The sequence below is a fragment of the Streptomyces sp. 63XJN7_1_ISO-PGPR-S23-121 genome (assembly GCF_056173025.1).
The window spans coordinates 6,539,135-6,555,047 of record NZ_CM149653.1; the positions used below are offsets into that span (position 1 = coordinate 6,539,135).

Annotated in this window: 12 protein-coding genes and 2 tRNA genes; 2 read left to right on the plus strand and 12 right to left on the minus strand. The window is 73.9% G+C overall.

Annotated elements, in window-relative coordinates:
* Positions 1 to 2: 2 nt before the first annotated feature.
* The 5 genes from AC0VYN_RS29325 to leuS all read right to left on the minus strand — a co-directional run bounded on the left by AC0VYN_RS29325 (position 3) and on the right by leuS (position 8,503).
* Positions 3 to 2,645, minus strand: coding sequence for a ComEC/Rec2 family competence protein (locus AC0VYN_RS29325; protein ID WP_475533381.1), 2,643 nt, complete (start codon positions 2,643 to 2,645; stop codon positions 3 to 5).
* Positions 2,642 to 3,691, minus strand: coding sequence for a ComEA family DNA-binding protein (locus tag AC0VYN_RS29330; RefSeq protein ID WP_475533382.1), 1,050 nt, complete (start codon positions 3,689 to 3,691; stop codon positions 2,642 to 2,644). Before AC0VYN_RS29330 ends, AC0VYN_RS29325 begins: the two co-directional genes overlap by 4 nt.
* Before the next feature lie 130 nt (positions 3,692 to 3,821).
* Complete coding sequence (locus AC0VYN_RS29335; RefSeq protein WP_475533383.1) at positions 3,822 to 4,667, minus strand: DegV family protein; 846 nt, start codon at positions 4,665 to 4,667, stop codon at positions 3,822 to 3,824.
* 71 nt (positions 4,668 to 4,738) lie between these two features.
* Positions 4,739 to 5,473, minus strand: a complete 735-nt coding sequence (locus AC0VYN_RS29340) for a hypothetical protein (RefSeq protein ID WP_475533384.1) — start codon at positions 5,471 to 5,473, stop codon at positions 4,739 to 4,741.
* Between the two features lie 150 nt (positions 5,474 to 5,623).
* Entirely contained in the window at positions 5,624 to 8,503 is a 2,880-nt protein-coding gene (gene leuS, locus AC0VYN_RS29345) for a leucine--tRNA ligase (protein ID WP_475533385.1), read from the minus strand.
* A gap of 528 nt (positions 8,504 to 9,031) precedes the next feature.
* Here leuS and AC0VYN_RS29350 point away from each other — a divergent pair.
* Positions 9,032 to 10,255 carry a cytochrome b/b6 domain-containing protein gene (locus tag AC0VYN_RS29350; protein ID WP_475533386.1) on the plus strand — a complete coding sequence of 408 codons (1,224 nt, stop codon included), beginning with the start codon at positions 9,032 to 9,034 and terminating at the stop codon, positions 10,253 to 10,255.
* A complete protein-coding gene (locus AC0VYN_RS29355) occupies positions 10,252 to 11,862 on the plus strand; it encodes an NADH-ubiquinone oxidoreductase-F iron-sulfur binding region domain-containing protein (protein WP_475533387.1) in 1,611 nt (536 codons plus the stop codon). Before AC0VYN_RS29350 ends, AC0VYN_RS29355 begins: the two co-directional genes overlap by 4 nt.
* A 55-nt stretch (positions 11,863 to 11,917) precedes the next feature.
* Here AC0VYN_RS29355 and AC0VYN_RS29360 read toward each other — a convergent pair.
* The 7 genes from AC0VYN_RS29360 to AC0VYN_RS29390 form a co-directional block, all read right to left on the minus strand.
* A tRNA-Ala gene (locus AC0VYN_RS29360) sits at positions 11,918 to 11,990 on the minus strand.
* A 113-nt stretch (positions 11,991 to 12,103) separates the two neighbouring features.
* Entirely contained in the window at positions 12,104 to 12,337 is a 234-nt protein-coding gene (locus AC0VYN_RS29365) for a hypothetical protein (protein ID WP_003976229.1), read from the minus strand.
* Positions 12,338 to 12,340: 3 nt separating this feature from the next.
* Positions 12,341 to 12,514, minus strand: coding sequence for a hypothetical protein (locus AC0VYN_RS29370; RefSeq protein WP_475533388.1), 174 nt, complete (start codon positions 12,512 to 12,514; stop codon positions 12,341 to 12,343).
* A 211-nt stretch (positions 12,515 to 12,725) separates the two neighbouring features.
* Positions 12,726 to 12,798 (minus strand) — tRNA-Ala (locus AC0VYN_RS29375).
* Positions 12,799 to 12,918: 120 nt separating this feature from the next.
* On the minus strand, positions 12,919 to 13,590 hold the full coding sequence (locus tag AC0VYN_RS29380; RefSeq protein ID WP_475533389.1) for a histidine phosphatase family protein: 672 nt from the start codon (positions 13,588 to 13,590) through the stop codon (positions 12,919 to 12,921).
* The gene (gene rsfS / locus AC0VYN_RS29385) at positions 13,587 to 14,033 is read right to left on the minus strand and encodes a ribosome silencing factor (RefSeq protein ID WP_356196810.1); all 447 of its coding nucleotides are present in this window, start codon (positions 14,031 to 14,033) and stop codon (positions 13,587 to 13,589) included. The genes AC0VYN_RS29380 and rsfS overlap by 4 nt, the downstream gene beginning before the upstream one ends.
* A gap of 85 nt (positions 14,034 to 14,118) precedes the next feature.
* On the minus strand, positions 14,119 to 15,900 hold the full coding sequence (locus tag AC0VYN_RS29390; RefSeq protein ID WP_475533390.1) for an LCP family protein: 1,782 nt from the start codon (positions 15,898 to 15,900) through the stop codon (positions 14,119 to 14,121).
* Between the last annotated feature and the right edge of the window lie 13 nt (positions 15,901 to 15,913).

Here is a 15,913-nt window from a genome sequence, read left to right on the forward strand (position 1 = left end):
GCTCAGTCTCCCGCGACCCGCAACGCCTCCCCCGTGCCGGTCACGGCAAGCGCCCCGTCCCGGTCCGTGCGCAGTACCATCGCACCCCCGGCCCGCAGTGCCGCGACCGTGCCGGGGGCCGGGTGCCCGTACGGGTTGTCCTCGCCGCAGCTGATGAGCGCCAGGCGCGGCGCCACCCGCCGTATCAGGGCGGGGTCCTGGTGGGCGGAGCCGTGGTGGGCCACCTTCAGCACGTCGGCCCCTTCCAGCGCGGCGGCCGCCGGTGACCTCGCCAACTCTTGCTGGGCCGGGGGCTCCAGGTCCCCGAGCAGCAGCAGGCGCAGCCCGGCCGTCCGCACCAGCAGCGTGACGCTGGCGTCGTTGGGGCTCTCCGTGCTCGCCGTGCTCGCCGGTGGATCCGGTGCCGGGGCCGTCGGCGCGCCCGGCACCGTGCCCGGCCGCGGTTCCCGCGGTGGCAACGGCGGTGGCCAGACCACCTCCCAGGACAGCGCTCCGGTCCGCCGCTGTTCCCCGGCGGCGGCGGACCGCACGGGGATCCGTCGTGCCGCCGCCAGTCTGCGGACGAACCCGGCCTGGTCCGCGGGCTCCTCGAGTCCGGTCGTCTCGATCGCGCCCACCGGCCGCCCCCGCAGCACCCCGGGCAGGCCCGCCACGTGGTCGGCGTGGAAGTGGGTCAGTACGACCAGCGGGATCTCGGTGATGCCGAGCGAGCGCAGACAGCGGTCGACGAGCACCGGATCGGGCCCGGCGTCCACGACCACTCCCGCGCCCGGGCCGGCCGCGAGCACCAGGGCGTCCCCCTGCCCCACGTCGCACATCACCATGCGCCACCCCGGCGGCGGCCACCCCGTGATCACCCGTGGCAGCGGCCCCGGCTGCACCACCGCGAGCACCAGCAGCAACGCGCAGACACCGCACCACCAGGGATGCCGCAGCAGCCGCCGGCCGACGAGCAGCACGCCCGCCGTGGCGAGGGCGAGCAGCGCCGCCCCCGTCCAGCCGCCTGGCCAGTCCACGCCCGCTCCGGGCAGCGCGGCCCCGGTGCGGGCGGTCCCCGCGATCCACCCGGCCGGCCAACCCGCGCACCAGGCACAGGCCTTGGCCACCGGCATCGCCAGCGGTGCCGTCGCGAGGGCCGCGAAGCCCAGCACCGTCGCCGGCGCCACCGCGAACTCCACCAGCAGGTTGCACGGCACCGCCACCAGGCTCACCCGGGCCGACAGCACGGCGACCACCGGCGCGCACAGGGCCTGCGCGGCGCCGGCGGCGGCCAGCGCCTCGGCGAGCCGGGGCGGCACCCGGCGCCGGCGCAGCGCCGCGCTCCACCGCGGCGCGAGCGTGAGCAGGGCGCCGGTGGCCAGTACGGAGAGCAGGAAGCCGTAACTGCGGGCCAGCCACGGGTCGTACAGCACCAGCAGCAGGACGGCGGTCGCCAGTGCCGGGAGCAGGGACCTGCGGCGGCCGGTGGCCAGGGCGAGCAGGGCGACGGATCCGCACGCGGCTGCCCGCAGCACGCTCGGGTCGGGCCGGCACACCACGACGAAGGCCAGGGCGAGCACCCCGCCGAGCAGCGCGGTGGTCCGCAGGGAGATCCCGAGACGCGGCGCCAGCCCCCGGCGTTCGCTGTACTGGGCCAGCCCGGGCGGTCCGAGCAGCAGCGCGAGCACGATCGTGAAGTTGGCCCCGGACACGGCCAGCGTGTGCGCGAGGTCGGTCTCCTTGAAGGCCTCCTCCAGCTCGGGCGTGACGCGGGAGGTGTCCCCGACGACCAGGCCCGGCAGCAGTGCCCTGGCGTCCGCGGACAGTCCGTCGGTGGCCTCCCGCAGTCCGGCGCGCAGCCGTCCGGCCGTCCGCTGCGGCCCGGACGGCCCGGCCACCACGTCCGGTGCCTCCCGGCCCCGCACCCGCAGCACGGCGGCGATCCGGTCCCCGCCCGCCCTCGGGGGCACCGTCCGCGCGTCCACGCGCAGCCGCGTGGTCGGCAGCAGGGCGAGCCAGGGCCCGGCGCCCGGCCCGCCACCGGCAACGCTGGGACCTCCGGCCGCGGCGGCCGAGGCACCGCCCGGCGTGCCGGTACCGGCACCGGTGTCGACGAGCACCAGCACAGGCGTCCGCGTCGCCACCGTCCTCCCGTCCGCCTGCCGCACGCGGCGTACGTCGGCCTCGATCACCACGGCCGGCGGTGCCGCGCGGTCCCCGCGGACCCGGGGCCGGGTCGGCCGGGGATCCGCGGTGATCTCCACCTCGGCGGTCACGGTGGCGTACTGCCGGGCCAGCGCCGGCAGGGGACCGCGGCGCAGGTCCGCTCCGTGCAGCGCCGCCGAGGCGGCGGACGCGGCCACGCAGAGGAGCACGGCTGCGGCCGGCACGGGGGCCCATCCACGCGCTGCGCGCCGTCGCGTCCCCAGCAGCGCACCGGCCGCCGCCACGCAGCCGAGCACCACACCGAGGGACCATCGCGGTGCCGCGTCCAGCATCAGCGCCGCCGTCGCCCAGGCGGCCAGGGCGGGAGGTACGAGCCGCAGGTCCGCGGGGCCCTCCTGCCGGGGGCGGGCGGCGCCGAGCCGGTGCCCGGACGCGGCGTGGACGGCGGCGCGGGCGTCGTCGGGGCCCGCCCCCGTCGCCGGCCGCGTGGGCGCGCTCATGGCCGGACGAGGTCGCGCAGATCGGCGAAGCGCCGCTCGCCGATGCCGTTGACCTCGCGCAGCTCGTCCACCGACCGGAAGCCGCCGTGCTCCGTGCGGTAGTCGACGATGTGCTGGGCCAGGACGGGGCCGACGCCCGGCAGCGTCTCGAGCTGTTCCGCGGTCGCCGTGCTGAGGGAGACCGGGGCCGTCCCCGTCGCCGGGCCGGCCGGACCGCCCGGGGCCGTGCCGCCCGGGACGGCTCCCGCGCCGGGCGGCAAGGGCACTCCGACGATCACCTGTTCGCCGTCCACGAGGAAGCGGGCCCGGTTCAGGCCGTCGGTGCCGGTGCCCGGCCGCACGCCTCCGGCCGCCCGCAGGGCGTCCTCGACGCGGGAGCCGGCCGGCAGGCGGTGGACGCCGGGTTCGCGGACCTTGCCGGCGACGTCCACGACGATCCCGGCACCGGCCGGGGCCGTCCCCGCGGGCCGGGGTGCGCCGGCGGCCGTGCCCTCGCCGGCCTCCGCCGCGCCCGGCTCCGGTGCGCCGTGGGCGGCCACCTCCCGCACCACCTCGGGTGCCGCCACCGTCCCGGTGCGGCCGGTCCAGAAGTGCTGCGCGGCGAGGCCCGCGGCGACGACGAGCAGCACCGTGAGCGCGGCCACGCTGCGCCGCTCCATCCCGCACCGGTTCTGCAGCCACACCGGCATCCGCTCCCGCAGCGCGGGCCCGACCCGCTCCCGCCAGGACGGTGGGAGGGCGCCTGCCGGCGGGGCGGCCTCCGCGGGTCCGGCGCCGTCGGGCCCGGCAAGGACAGCGCCGGGCGTCCCGGCGGCCCCCGTCCCGCCGGGCAGTCCCGTCCCCGACTCCCCCGGCTCCTCCTCACCCGGTTCGGCGAAGAGCGCCTGCGCCCGACGGCGGAGCTCCTGCGCCGGCGCGTGACGGTGCCGTGCCCGGCCGTGCGGACGCGGGCGGCGCCGGGACGGCCGGGTGCGGCCGTCGGACGCCGGTCCACGGCCCGGTCCGCTGCTCGCGGCCGCTGTGCGGGAACGTGATCGAAGAGCCATGCGCCGAGGATCGGGCACCCCGGCCGACCCGCGACGATCATGGTCGATTTCCGTGGACGGGGACCGGGTTGTGGATATCTCCCCCACCCTCACGGGTGAGGGCGGGCGGCGACGCGGCTCTCCCGACGGCCTACCGGGGCGAGAACACGACTCCGAGCAGTCCGGGTCCGGTGTGCGCCCCGATCACCGCGCCGACCTCGCTCACGTGCAGGTCGGCCAGCCCCGGCACCCGGTCCCGCAGGCGGTCCGCCAGGGCCGACGCCCGGTCGGGGGCGGCGAGATGGTGGACGGCGACGTCGACCGGGGCGCTGCCCGCGCGGTCCGCGACGATCTCCTCCAGGCGGGCGATCGCCTTCGAGGCCGTCCGCACCTTCTCCAGCGGTTCGATGCGGCCGCCGTCGAGCTGGAGCAGCGGCTTCACCGCGAGCGCGGAGCCGAACAGCGCCTGTGCCGCCCCGATCCGGCCGCCGCGGCGCAGGTAGTCGAGGGTGTCGACGTAGAAGTAGGCGGCCGTGCCCGCGGCCCGTTTCTCCGCGGCCGTGACCGCCTCGTCCACCGTGCCGCCCGTCTCCGCCGCCCCGGCCGCGGCGAGCGCGCAGAACCCGAGGGCCATCGCGATCATCCCGGTGTCCACGACCCGCACGGGGACCGGCGCCTCGCGCGCGGCGAGGACCGCGGCGTCGTAGGTGCCCGAGAGCTCGGCGGACAAGTGCAGGGAGACGATGCCGTCGGCGCCCGACTCGGCGATCCTGCGGTAGGTCTCGGCGAAGAGGGCGGGGCTGGGGCGCGAGGTGGTGACCGGTCGGCGCTTCTGCAGGGCCTGGGCCAGCGAACGGGTCGAGATCTCGGTGCCCTCCTCCAGCGCCCGGTCTCCCAGGACCACGGTCAGGGGGACCGCGGTGATGCGGTGCCGCTCCATCGTCCGGGCCGGGAGGTAGGCCGTTGAATCCGTGACGATCGCGACATGGCGGGACATGAGCTGGAGGTTACCTGCCGTAGTGCCCCTGCGGCAGACCGGCCCCGGCGACCGGCGCCGAGGTCCCCCGGTCAGGCCGTGTTCTCCGGGCGGGCCTGCTTCTGCCAGGGGTGCACGGGCCGCGGCCCGGGCGGGGTGATGGCGGGCCGCGCCGGCTCCTGGGCCTCGTCCTGCCGCGGCGGCTCGGGCCAGGTCTGCCCGGCGGCCGGGGCGTCGGCGGCCGGGGCCTCGGGCCAGGACCGCGGCGCGGCGGCGGGCCCGGCGTCCGTCCAGTGCCGCAGGGCACCCGCCTCGACGTCGATCTGGGCGCTGAGCGAGTCCAGGTCGTCGTCCGCGAAGTGGCGGGCCCGGTCACGGGCCGCCCAGCGCAGGGACTCCGCCGACCGCGTGATGCGCTCGGTGCGTTCGCGCAGCCCGGGCAGGCGCTCGGCGAGCGTGGCCCGGTCCGGCTCCGACTCCAGCCGCCGCAGCTCACCGTCCAGTTCGAACCCGTGCGCGCTGAGCCGCTCGAAGAGGGCGAGGGACTCCTTGAGGGACTCGTCCTCGGCCACGCCCGCGTGCAGCGCGTCCTGCGTGGCCCGCATCGAGGTACGCAGCTTCAGCCGCAGCTGTGCCAGCTCCGCCGCCGGGCCCACCTGGACGAGGGACTTGGCCCGCAGGGTGTGGTCCTCGACCGTGCGGCGGGCCTGGGTGATGCCGCGGTCCACGCTGCGCTTGGCGGCGCCGACCGCCTTCACCGTGGCGTAGACGCCCAGCACGACGGCGAGCACGAAGAGCAGGGCGAAGACTGTGATGACCGCTTCCACGAAGCTCCTCCTCGAACCGTCCGGCCCGCCCGCCGGGCAGGCCGCGGCGCCCGCCGCGCCGCTCTTCCACGGTAAACGCAACGGGCAGGCCCGGGGTTCCACACGAACCCCGAACCTGCCCGTAGGGGACCACCCCGAGCGGTCGGCCGGTCAGGCCGGGACGATGTTCACCAGCTTCGGCGCCCGCACGATCACCTTGCGGATTCCGGCCTCGCCCAGCGCGGCCACGACCTTCTCGTCGGCCAGCGCCGCCTTCTCCAGCTCCTCGTCGGAGATGGACGGGGCGACCTCCAGCCGCGCCTTGACCTTGCCCTTGATCTGCACGACGCAGGTCACCGTCTCGTCCACGACGTACGCCGGGTCGGCGACCGGGAAGTCCCGGTGGACGACCGAGTCGCTGTGGCCCAGCCGGCGCCACAGTTCCTCGGCGATGTGCGGGGCCAGCGGCGCGACCATCAGCACCAGCGGTTCGGCGACCGAGCGCGCGACCGGGCCGCCCGCCTTCGTCAGGTGGTTGTTCAGCTCGGTGACCTTGGCGATGGCGGTGTTGAACCGCATGCCCTCCAGGTCCTGCCGCACCCCGTCGATCGCCTTGTGCAGCGCGCGCAGCGTGTCCTCGTCGGGCTCGGTGTCGGCGACCGTCAGCTCGCCGCTGTCCTCGTCGACGACGTTGCGCCACAGCCGCTGCAGCAGCCGGAACTGGCCCACCACCGCGCGCGTGTCCCACGGCCGGGAGACGTCCAGGGGGCCCATCGCCATCTCGTACAGGCGCAGGGTGTCGGCGCCGTACTCGGCGCAGATCTCGTCCGGGGTGACCGCGTTCTTCAGGGACTTGCCCATCTTGCCCAGCAGCCGGGAGACCTTCTCGCCCTGGTACCAGTAGGCGCCGTCGCGCTCCTCGACCTCGGCGGCCGGCACCGCGATGCCGCGGCTGTCGCGGTAGACGTAGGCCTGGATCATGCCCTGGTTGAACAGCTTGTGGAACGGCTCGGCCGAGGACACGTGTCCCAGGTCGAACAGCACCTTGGACCAGAAGCGCGCGTACAGCAGGTGCAGCACGGCGTGCTCGGCGCCGCCGACGTACAGGTCCACGCCACCGTGCGGCAGGCCCTCGCGCGGGCCCATCCAGTACTGCTCGATCTCCGGGTCGACCAGCCGCTCGCTGTTGTGCGGGTCCAGGTAGCGCAGCTCGTACCAGCAGGAACCGGCCCAGTTGGGCATGGTGTTGGTCTCGCGCCGGTACTTCTTCGGGCCGTCGCCCAGGTCCAGGGTGACGTGGACCCAGTCCTCGTTGCGGGACAGCGGCGTCTCGGGCCGGGTGTCGGCGTCGTCCGGGTCGAAGGTGCGCGGGGAGTAGTCCTCGACCTCGGGCAGCTCCAGCGGCAGCATCGACTCGGGCAGCGCGTGGGCGATGCCGTCCTCGTCGTAGACGATCGGGAAGGGCTCGCCCCAGTAGCGCTGGCGGCTGAACAGCCAGTCGCGCAGGCGGAAGTTGACGGTGCCCGCGCCGCGGCCCTCGCGCTCCAGCCACTCGGTGATGCGCGCCTTGGCCTCGACGACGGACAGGCCGTCCAGGGAGACCTCGTCGTTCGACGAGTTGATGATCTTCGCGTCGTACGAGGCGAACGCGTTCTCCCAGGTGGAGGTGTCGGTGCCGCGGCCGTCGGTCGGCTCGACGATGCAGGTGATCGGCAGCTCGAAGGCGCGCGCGAACTCGAAGTCGCGCTGGTCGCCGGCCGGCACGGCCATGATGGCGCCGGTGCCGTAGCCCATCAGGACGTAGTCGGCGACGAAGACCGGGACCTGCTCGCCGTTGACCGGGTTCGTGGCGTACGCGCCGATGAAGACACCGGTCTTGTCCTTGGCCTCGGCCTGCCGCTCGACGTCGGACTTCGACGCGGCCTGCGCGCGGTACGCGGCGACGGCCTCGGCGGGGGTCGCGTGGCCGCCGGTCCACACGTCGCGGGTGCCCTCGGGCCAGGCGTCCGGGGTGAACTTCTCGACCAGCGGGTGCTCGGGCGCCAGCACCATGTAGGTGGCGCCGAACAGGGTGTCGGGGCGGGTGGTGAAGACGGTGATGTTCTCGCCGTCGATGGGGAAGTCGACGCGGGCGCCCTCGGAGCGGCCGATCCAGTTGCGCTGCTGCAGCTTGATGGCCTCGGGCCAGTCCAGCGCGTCCAGGTCCTCCAGCAGCCGGTCGGCGTAGGCGGTGATGCGCATGTTCCACTGGCGCAGCTTGGACTTGAAGACGGGGAAGTTGCCGCGCTCGGAGCGGCCGTCGGCGGTGACCTCCTCGTTGGCCAGCACGGTGCCCAGGCCGGGGCACCAGTTGACGGGCGCGTCGGAGGCGTAGGCCAGGCGGTACTCGCCCAGGACGTCGGCGCGCTCGGCCTCGGTCAGCTCGTCCCAGGAGCGGTCGCCGCGGACGCCGCGCTCACCGGACTCGAACTGTGCGACCAGCTCGGCGATGGGGCGTGCCTTCCGCGCCTCCTCGTCGTACCAGGAGTTGAAGATCTGCAGGAAGATCCACTGGGTCCACTTGTAGTACTCGGGGTCGATCGTGGCGAACGACCGGCGCTTGTCGTGGCCCAGGCCCAGCCGGCGCAGCTGGGACTTCATGTTCTCCATGTTGGCCTCGGTCGACACGCGCGGATGCGTGCCGGTCTGCACGGCGTACTGCTCGGCGGGCAGTCCGAAGGCGTCGAAGCCCAGGGTGTGCAGGACGTTGTGGCCGGTCATCCGCTGGAAGCGGGCGTAGACGTCGGTCGCGATGTAGCCCAGGGGGTGGCCGACGTGCAGGCCCGCGCCGGAGGGGTACGGGAACATGTCCATGATGAACTTCTTGGGCCGGGCGACCAGCTCCGGGTCGCCCGCCAGGTCGCCCTTGGGGTTCGGCGCGGCGTACGTCCCCTCGGCGTCCCAGAAGTCCTGCCAGCGTGCCTCGATCTCGGCGGCCAGGGCAGCCGTGTAGCGGTGCGGCGCGGCGTCCGCCGACACAGGGGCGGTCGCCGCGGGGTTCGTCTCGCTCATGATCCTCAAAGCTCCATCGATCGTCTCTGCCAGCGGCTGCGACATTCAAGACCAGCGGCTGCGGATGCCGGGAAATGAAAAATCCCCTCGCACAGGAGGGGACGCCGCGCCGATTCCGGCCACCGGACTACGACCGGGGTCGGGACTGATCAGCGCGGCTCGCTAAGCAGAAGGCGTACGGCACGCATGGCGTCAGGGTACCGCAGTCGCCGATCGGGCCGCGACGGGCTTCCCCGCCGGCCGGTGTCCCCCGGCCGGCCGCCGGGATTCCCGCACCACCCGAACCAAGGTCAAAGGTTACTTCGCGTAACGACCGCTAAGGGGCAACACAACGAGCGGATTGTCATTTGATAACAGCGCAATAACTCAAACCTCGTACTCGCGAGTATGGCGCGACCTAGAGTGCGGCTGCGGGACCGCCTTCCCGAACCGCTTCGGAGTTGCCCCCATGAACCCTCCCCTGCACGACCCCCGCAGTAACCGTCCGTCCCCCTCCCCCGCCGCCGTGACGCGCGGAGGTGTCTCGCGGTGACGAACGACAGCACGGCGGACGACACCTTCGCCCAGTTCCTGGACTTCGGCGCCGGCGTCCTCTCCCTCGTCTTCCTGAGCTGCTCGGTGATCTGGGGACTGGTCGCCCAGGACCGGATCGTCCTCGACACGCGCCGGCGGATCCTGGCACAGGCGGTGCACCGGAGCACCGCCGTCGCCTCGATCGTGTTCCTCCTGATCCACATCGTGGTCAAGCTGCTGCTGGACCACACCACGTGGGTCGCCGCGGTGATCCCGTTCGGGCTCCTGGCGACGGAGGACGAGGCGTTCGGCGGCAGGGCCTTCCTGATCGGCCTCGGCACCGTGGCCAGCATGCTCATGATCTTCGTGGGCGTCACCGGCGCCCTGCGCAACCGCTTCGCCTCCCCCGCCCCGGTGGCCGCCCGCTGGCGGGCCATGCACATGCTGGCCTACCCGGCCTGGTGCGCCGCGCTGCTGCACGGGCTCTACGCGGGTCGCGCGGCGAAGCCGGTCTTCACCTTCCTGTACGGCCTGTCCCTGCTCGGCGTCATGGCCGCCCTGGCGCTGCGCGCCGCCCCCCGCCCGGTCAAGCGCCGGGTGGCCGACCGGATCGCCGGGTTCCTCGGGACGGAGGCCCGGGAGGAGCCGGCGGAGCCCCGGGCCCGGGCGACGGCCGGCGCCGCACTGCCGGGCCAGGTGCGCCGCGAGGCTGCCTCGCCGCGCGTGCCGTCCCCGTCCGGGCCGCTGTACGAGCCCGCGGAGCGCCTCGCTCCCCCTCCCCCGGAGCCGCCGAACGGCTTCGCGGCGGCCTACCGCGCCGTCTCCGGCCCGTCCCGGGCACGGCAGCGGCCGCTGACCGCCGACCCGGCCGAGCTGCCGCCGGACCTGCGGCCCACCGAGGTGTTCCCCCTCGTCGACAGCGGCGCGAGCGTCTCGGGCAGCTGGCCGGTCCCGTCGCCGCCCCCGGTCGGCGAGGCGCCCCCGTCGGCCTACGACCCGCTCCAGGACACCGGACACACCATCCCGGCCTACGGCGATCCGGGCACGTCCGGCCACGGCGGACGTGACGTGTACGACACCGGTGAGACAAACAGCCCCTACGGCACGTACAACCCGCCAGACACGTACAACAGCGGTCCCGCCACTGAACCAGCCCCCGGTGCGTCCCCCAGGTCCCGCGACTTCGACGCACCGGGTTCGGGCGAACCCTGGAACACGCCTTCCGGAGGCTCTTGGTGAACGAGGCCCTGCCCGACGTCCCCGAAGTCCGCGTGGTCGGTCTTCCCCAGCTCACGTCGGGCTTCGACCTTGTCGAACGACTGGATCTGCCCATGCACCTCAAGGTGCACGGCCCGCTCGAACCCCTGGGCGGCGAGCAGCTGGCCCAGCTCGCCGAACGCATCCGCCTCAGGGGCCGCGGCGGCGCGGGCTTCCCCTTCCACAAGAAGCTGCGCTCGGTCGCCGAATCGGCGATCAAGCGCGGCGTCCGGCCGGTCGTCGTCGTCAACGGCAGCGAGGACGAACCGGCCTGCCGCAAGGACACGGTGCTCATCAACCGTGCCCCGCACCTCATCCTGGACGGCGCGCTGCTGTGCGCCGAGGCCATGGGCGCCCGCACCCTCGTCATCGGGGTGACCCGGGAGTCCACGCAGCGCTCCATGGAGGCCGCGCTCGCCGAACGCGGCCTGAGCAACGGACGCCGCTCCGCCCTGCGCGCCCGGGTGCAGCGCAATCCGGTGCGGATGGTCACCGGCGCGGCGGCCTCGCTGATCCGCTCCATCGACGGCGGCCCGGCCATCCCGCCCGGCCGCAAGGTCAGCGCGTCGAGGAGCGGCGTCGGCGGTGCCCCGACCCTGCTGTCCAACGCCGAGACCTTCGCCCAACTGGCGATCGCCGCCCGCATCGGCCCGGAGCGCTACGGCAACACCGGCCTGTACGACGAGCCGGGCACCGTCATGCTCACGGTCTCCGGCGCGGTGGCCCGCCCGATGGTGATCGAGGTGCCCACCGGCGTGCCGCTGCGCTACGTCCTCCAGCTGGCCGGCGCCCCGCCGGTGCCGCAGGGCGTGCTGACCGGCGGCTACCACGGCAAGTGGATCGACGCGGCGACCGTGGACGAGGCGATCGTCTCCCGCAACTCGCTCCAGCAGGTGGGCGGCTCGCTCGGCGCGGGCGCGATCCTGCCGATCGGTCAGAACACCTGCCCGCTGGGCGAGTCGCTGCGGGTGGCGCAGTGGCTGGCCCAGGAGAGCGCGGGCCAGTGCGGCCCCTGCTACCTCGGTCTGCCGGCCGCGGCGCGCGGCATGGAGGACATCCTGAACGGCGGCGGACCGGCCGCCCTCGAGGCGCTCAAGCAGGTCGCCAGGAACGTCAAGCGGCGCGGCGCCTGCTCGCACCCGGACGGTTCGGCGATGTTCCTGGAGTCGACCGTCAAGGCGTTCACCGACGACCTCGCGGCCCACGTCCTCGGCAACGGCTGCGGGCGGCCCGTGGAGGGCGTCCTGCCGCTCTTCGAGGGGGGCACGGCTCCGACGGGCGTCCCGGGCGGCGGGGAGGAGAACGGCCCCAGCCGGCAGAAGATCTACGTCGACTGGACGCTGTGCCGGGGCCACGGCCTGTGCGCGGACATCCTCCCGGAGGTCTTCGAGCTCGGCGCCGACGGCTTCCCGACGGTGGCGCAGGCGGACGTCCCGCGTTTCGCGGAGGCCAAGGCGGTACGCGCGGTGCGCCGCTGCCCGGCGCTCGCCCTGCGCATCGAGGAGGACACCCGCGGGCAGGCGCCGTCCTCGCGCACCAATCTGCCGGTGCTCTCCCAGGGCCGGGGCCGCCGGGCGCTCGGCCGCTGAGCGGGAGCCGGACACGAACGAACCCCCCGGATCGGTGATCCGGGGGGTTCTTCCGTGGAGCTAAGGAGAATTGAACTCCTGACCTCCTGCATGCCATGCAGGCGCTCTACCAACTGAGCTATAGCCCCTTGTTCCTGCGTTCCGCCCGGTTTCCCCGGCGGCGACGCCAACATTACACGGTCCACCGGGCCCAACACCAAATCGTTTCCCGTTTGCCCGTTTCGCCCTCTTGTGGCGGTCGTTACGCCGTCACGAACGAGTAGAAGCGCTTGAGTGTGCAGTGCTCCTCCAGGAGCCGGCCGTAGATCGGCTCGCCCTCGAGTTCGCGGTAGGTCTCGATCGGGTCGCCCTTTATGATCAGCGCCCGCGCGCACTCCTCGCACCAGTACTGGTAGTCCGGGTTGACCGGCTCCATGTCCCGCACGATCGGGGTGCCGCTGCCGCACCAGTCGCACTTCCGCCTGTGTGCACCCATCGGTCAGCTCCAGCTGTGGCCGCAGGCCGTGCACACGTAGGAGATGCCGCCGTTGTCGCCGAGGACCTGGGCGACGTGTGCGGAACCGCAGGAAGGGCAGCTGAAACGGGTGGCCGTGTTCCGTGCCACCGCTCCGTCGAGGAGGTGACCGACCTCCTCGAGGATGCTCGCAGGCATCGCCACTCCCTCCCGTCGGGCCGCGGTCCCCTTCCGGCCGTTTGATTCTGCCACGACCGGGCCAATACGGTCAGCGACGCCCGAGTACCGGTCCGGACACGGGGCCGCGCGGCGCCCACGGGGGTATACGCCCGCGGGGGCGCGGTTGCTCAACGGCGCGGGCAACGAAAAATCCCGCCCCCCGAGGGGGACGGGATTCGTCCGTGGGTTGTGGAGCTAAGGAGAATTGAACTCCTGACCTCCTGCATGCCATGCAGGCGCTCTACCAACTGAGCTATAGCCCCTTGCCGCCACCCGGTAGGACCGTGTGGTCTTTCGCTCCGCTCGGCGGTGCGAACAAGAAGAACTTTAGCCTGCGACCTGCCGGAAAGTGAAATCCGGGTCCCGGGCCCGCCGTCCGCGGCTCAGTCGTCGTCGCCGAGCACCGGTTCCGGCAGGGTGCCGGCATTGTGCTCCAGCAGACGCCAGCCGCGGGCGCCCTCGCCCAGGACGGACCAGCAGCAGTTGGTCAGGCCGCCGAGGCTCTCCCAGCTGTGCGGCTCCAGCCCGAGGAGGCGTCCGATGGTGGTGCGGATGGTGCCGCCGTGGCTGACCACGACGAGGGTGCCGTCCTCGGGGAGCTTGTCGACGTGCCGCAGCACCACGGGGGCGGCGCGGTCGGCCACCTCGGTCTCCAGCTCACCGCCGCCGCGCCGGACGGGCTCACCGCGCTTCCACGCGGTGTACTCCTCGCCGTGCCGGGCGATGATCTCGTCGTGCGTCAGGCCCTGCCAGGCGCCCGCGTAGGTCTCCCGCAGGCCCTCCTCGAGCGTCACCTCCAGGCCGGTGAGCGCGGCGAGCTCGGCGGCCGTGTTCACGGCCCGGCCGAGGTCGGAGGCGATGATCGCGTCGGGTCCCAGGCCGACCAGCAGCCGGGCGGCGCGGCGGGCCTGGGCGACGCCGGTCCCGGTGAGCTCGACGTCCGTGGTGCCCTGGAAGCGGCGCTCCACGTTCCAGGAGGTCTGGCCGTGCCGCCACAGGATGACGCGCCTGCCGCGGCCCGGCTTCCCGGCCGTCACCTCACCGGTGGCGCTCATCGCCAGTCCCCGTCGGTCTCCGTCGCCTCCTCGGCGGCCTGGAGCCTGGCGTGCTCCTCCGCCTTGCCGCGGGTCTCCTTGGCGTCGGCGGGCAGCTCCAGCTCGGGGCAGTCCTTCCACAGGCGCTCCAGGGCGTAGAAGACGCGCTCCTCGCTGTGCTGGACGTGGACGACGATGTCGACGTAGTCGAGCAGAACCCAGCGGGCCTCGCGGTCGCCCTCGCGGCGGACCGGCTTGGCGCCGAGTTCCTTGTTCAGCCGCTCCTCGATCTCGTCGACGATCGACTTGACCTGGCGGTCGTTGGGGGCGGAGGCCAGCAGGAAGGCGTCCGTGATCGACAGCACGTCGCTGACGTCGTAGGCGATGATGTCGTGCGCGAGCTTGTCGGCTGCCGCCTGCGCGGCGGTGTTGATGAGTTCGATGGAGCGGTCGGTCGCGGTCACTGCGTGGCTTTCGGTCGGCGGTCGGTTGACCTCAAGGGTCTCACGACCGCCGACGGTGCCCCACGGGATTGCGCCGGTGCCCCCGCTACGTCGCCGGTTCGTAGTCCCGGCCGAGGACCACCGAGACGTCGGCGTTCGCCGCGACCTTGCCCTGGGTGACGGAGCCGGCGGGCAGGCCGAGGGTCTTGGCGACCTCGACGGCGTTCTCCTTGTCGGCGGCTTCCGCGTACAGGACCTGCGACGCGTCCTCGGTGCCGGAGGCGGTGCCGCCCTCCAGGAAGGTGAAGCCGCCGTTGAGGAGGGTGACGCGGGCCTGGCCGGTGCGGTCCTCGACGCCGGTGGCGTTGCGGACGGCGACGCTGACGGCCGCGTCCTCGTCGGGGCTCTTGGCGGTGCCGCCGAGGACGTCCTTGACGACGCCGTCACCGGTCTCGGCGCTGAGCCGGCCGTCGTTGCCGACGGGCAGCAGCGTGGTCGCGAAGTCGCCGCCCTTGGCGAGCTCGGACAGCCCGGCGAGGAAGGTGCCGAGGTCCTTCTCGGTCAGCGGCGGGTCGAGGACCAGACCGAGCGTCTGGACCGTGGTCGTCGCGGCGTCGGGGTCGGAGGACATCTTGCGCAGCACGGCGTGCAGGACCTGCCCGAACCGCTGGAGCTGGGCGTCGGCGGACTCCCCGGTGCCGCGGTGGGTGGCGTAGGCGACGGCCGCCTTGCCGCTGAGGGTCTGCTTCTGGCCCTTGTGCACCAGGGGCGCCGCGCCCTTGTCCTTGGCGGCCGGGTCGGGCACGTCGGCGTCGGTGTCGACCTCGATGTTCCCGACGAGGTCCACCAGGATCTGCAGGAACGGGGTGTCCAGCCGCCAGCTGCCCTCGATGTCCGTGCCGAGGACGGAGTCGAGCGCGGTCCGGGTGGCGTCGGGGCCGTCGTCGCCGACGGACTTGGCGAGCGTGGTGGTGGTGCCGTCGTCGCCGGTCAGGGCCAGCGAGTTGGGCAGCAGCACGGCGGTGCCCCGCTGGGTGGTGGTGTTGTTGACGAGCAGCGCCGTGGAGGTGCCGCCGCCCGCGGTGTCGTGCAGGTGGACGGCGATCACGTCGCGCTTCTGGGCGCCCGCGGCGGTCGAGCCGCCCGTCCCGGAGTCCGACGAGGACAGTCCGGGCAGTTTCCCGGCGTACCAGAGGTAGCCGACGCCGCCGACGGCGACGAGGGCCAGGACGACGACCAGGGCGACGACGCGCGAGCGGGCACGGCGCCGGGCCTCCTCGCGGCGCTCGGTGCGGTTCTCGGTGAACTTGAGCCAGTCGATGACGTCCTCGGAGTCGTCGGTCGGCTCCTCGACGAAGGCGAACTGCTCGGTCCTGTAGTCCGGTTCCGCTTCGCCGGGCGCGGCCGGTTCCGGCTGCTCGGGCGGGCCGGCCTGCTGCGGGATGTGGGCGGTCCGCTCGGTGACGGCCGGCTGCCCGCCGCTGGTCGCGGCCCGGCCGTACGGGTCGTACGACGGCTGCGCGGCCTGGCCGTAGCCGTCGTACCGCCCGTGGCCGGCGTCGGGGACGGGCGGCTGCTGTCCGGTGTCCTGGCCGCCCGGGCCGGTGTAGGGGTCGTACGGCACGGCGGTGCCCGGGGCGCCGGCGGCGTACGGGTCGTAGCCGTACCCCTGCCCCTGCCCCTGCCCGTACGGGTCCTGCTGCTGCCCGTACTGCTGGTGCCCGTACTGCCCCTGCTGCTGCGCGTAGGGGTCGTACGTCTGCTGCCGGCCGTCCTGGGCCGGGATCTGGGCTTGGCGGTACACCGGCCGGCCGTACTCGTCGTAGCCGACGAGCTCGTACTGGTCGGCGTCGCCGCTGCCGTAACCCGCGTCGTATGGGTCGTTCACCGGTGCCCCTCTC